At 40.1% G+C, this 2,768-nt stretch carries 3 protein-coding genes; all 3 read left to right on the forward strand.

The features are described from left to right. A partial coding sequence (locus tag ACK5ON_RS02755) for a hotdog fold thioesterase (protein WP_409819668.1) occupies positions 1–284 on the forward strand: 284 nt, incomplete at its 5' end. Between the two features lie 82 nt (positions 285–366). Further along, a complete protein-coding gene (gene pcaF, locus ACK5ON_RS02760; protein ID WP_409819672.1) occupies positions 367–1,575 on the forward strand; it encodes a 3-oxoadipyl-CoA thiolase in 1,209 nt (402 codons plus the stop codon). Positions 1,576–1,668: 93 nt separating this feature from the next. Beyond that, positions 1,669–2,768, forward strand: a 1,100-nt coding sequence (locus ACK5ON_RS02765) for an aldehyde dehydrogenase family protein (protein WP_409819670.1), incomplete at its 3' end; no start/stop codon positions are given.

The raw sequence follows: 2,768 nt of genomic DNA on the forward strand, positions 1-2,768 counted from the left end.
TGCTCAATGGTTTTGCCATCGCACACGGTGGAATTACCTATTCGCTTGCCGATAGCGCTTTGGCTTTTGCTTCTAATTCGCACGGCCGACAATCAGTAAGCATAGACACATCCATTAATCATATCGAAACCTTGAAAGAAGCTGATACAATAGTGGCTGTAGCCAAACAAGAAGCATTAAAAAATAAATTTGGATTTTATACTATCGAAATAAAAAAAGAAAACACAGTAGTTGCTTTATTCAAAGGTACTGTTTTCAGAAGCGATAAAGAATGGGAAGAATAATAAACAATTGATAATAAACAATTGATAAATCAGTCATGAGTAAGAATAATCAATTGTAAATTATCCATCATCAATGAAAGAAATGGAAGCATACATTATAGACGGAGTCCGTACTCCAATCGGAAGTTACCAAGGCACATTATCAACGATTCGTCCCGATGATTTAGGCGCTTTAGTAATCAAAACCATAGTTGAAAAAAACCCAAACATTCCCAAAGAGGCCTACGACGATGTCATCATGGGTTGTGCCAATCAAGCTGGTGAAGATAACCGTAACGTAGCCAGAATGTCATTGCTGCTAGCTGGTTTGCCTTACACCGTTCCTGGTGAAACCGTAAACCGTTTATGCAGTTCGGGTTTGTCAGCAATAATTCACGCGAGTCGTGCCATTAAAGCGGGTGACGGACATGTATTTATTGCAGGAGGAATCGAAAACATGACCCGTGGACCCTTAGTGGTTTCCAAACCAACTGTTGCTTTCGGTACGGATAGTAAAATGTATGATAGTAGTTTCGGTTGGCGTTTTATCAATCCTAAATTGCATGCCATGTACGGAACCGATGCCATGGGAGATACTGCAGAAAACTTAGCAGAAAAATACAATATCTCTCGAGAAGATCAAGATGCTTTTGCTTTGAATAGTCAAATGAAAGCAACTGCAGCACAAACTTCAGGAAGATTAGCCAAAGAAATTGTTTCGGTAGAAATTCCGCAACGAAAAGGCGACCCAATTCAATTTTATAAAGACGAATTCATCAAACCAAATACAACATCGGAAGGATTATCCAAATTACGCCCAGCTTTCAAAAAAGACGGAAGCGTAACCGCAGGAAATGCATCAGGATTAAATGACGGCGCTGCCGCTACAATAATTGCATCGGAAGAAGCGGTTAAAAAATATAATTTAAAGCCATTAGCACGAATCGTAAGTTCAGCCGTTGTAGGGGTAGAACCCAGAATCATGGGAATAGGTCCAGTAGAAGCCACAAATAAAGCGCTTGCAAAAGCCGGTTTAACTTTAGACCAAATCGATATTATTGAATTAAACGAAGCTTTTGCCGCACAAGCTTTGGCTTGTACGCGTGCATGGGGAATTGCAGATAACGACCCAAGATTAAATCCAAATGGTGGCGCAATAGCAATCGGTCATCCACTTGGTGTAACAGGTGCAAGAATTGCCTATTCAGCAGCACTAGAATTGCAACTAGCACGAAAAAGATATGCATTAATCACAATGTGTATCGGTGTTGGACAAGGATATGCAGCAATAATAGAACGCGTAGTTGAATAGCCGTTGGCTTTAGCCAATGGAAAATAATTTGTGAAAATTTGTGCAATTCGTTGTAAAAAAAATCTTCGAATTTATAGCAAAAAAATATAGAGTATGAACACAACACTACATTACGTACAAGGAAAATGGACATCAGCAACTGGAGAAGGAAAACCTTCTTTTGATGCAGTGACAGGCGAATTCATTGCAGAAACGTCAGTGGAAGGATTGGATATTCCAGCTATTTTGCACTACGGAAGAACTAAAGGCGGTGAACAACTTCGCAAAATGACCTTTCAAGAACGTGGGAATAGGATTAAAAGTTTGGCATTGTATTTAACCAAACGCAAAGAACAATTCTATGAAATCAGTTACCGAACTGGCGCTACACGTGTCGATTCGTGGATTGACATTGAAGGAGGTTTTGGTAATTTATTTGCCAATGCGTCGCTGCGAAAATTATTTCCCAATCAACCCTATCACGTAGAAGGAGACCCGATTGATTTGTCGAAAGGCGGTCGATTTATGGCGCATCATATTTTGGTACCGAAAAAAGGAGTGGCAATTCATATCAATGCTTTTAATTTTCCAATTTGGGGAATGTTAGAAAAATGTGCTGTCAACTGGATGGCAGGAATGCCGGCTGTTGTGTTGCCAGCCCCAGTAACTGCCTATCTAACAGAAGCGGTAGTAAGAGAAATTATCGCCTCCAATATTTTGCCAGAAGGTGCTTTGCAATTGATTTGTGGTACGGCCAAAAACATTTTTGATACGGTCGAAAGCCAGGATGTGATTACGTTTACAGGATCAGCAGCGACAGGAAGATTGTTGAAATCACATCCAAGAATTATTCAGGAATCGGTTCCGTTTACGATAGAAGCGGATAGTTTGAATGCTTCTATATTGGGCGAAGACGCAGTTCCAGGCACACCCGAATTCGATTTATTCATCAATCAAGCTCGAAGCGAAATTACGGTGAAAGCAGGTCAAAAATGTACGGCTATACGTAGAATGATTGTTCCGGAAAAGCTGATGGATGACGTTCAAATGGCATTGGGAAAATCATTGGATAAAGTTTCGATTGGAGACCCAAGATTGAAAGAAGTACGCATGGGCGCTCTGGTAAGTAAAGACCAAGTGAATGTACTAAAAGGACGCGTTCAAGAATTATCAAAATCGGCCAAAATAGTATATGGTGATTTAGAAAAAATTAC

Source organism: Flavobacterium sp. (assembly GCF_046317795.1).
In the GTDB taxonomy this organism is placed as follows: Bacteria; Bacteroidota; Bacteroidia; order Flavobacteriales; family Flavobacteriaceae; genus Flavobacterium.

What these genes read in the sequence shown, in the direction of transcription:
- pcaF (WP_409819672.1), top strand. Translation starts at nt 367, where the DNA reads ATGGAAGCATACATTATAGACGGAGTCCGTACTCCAATCGGAAGTTAC.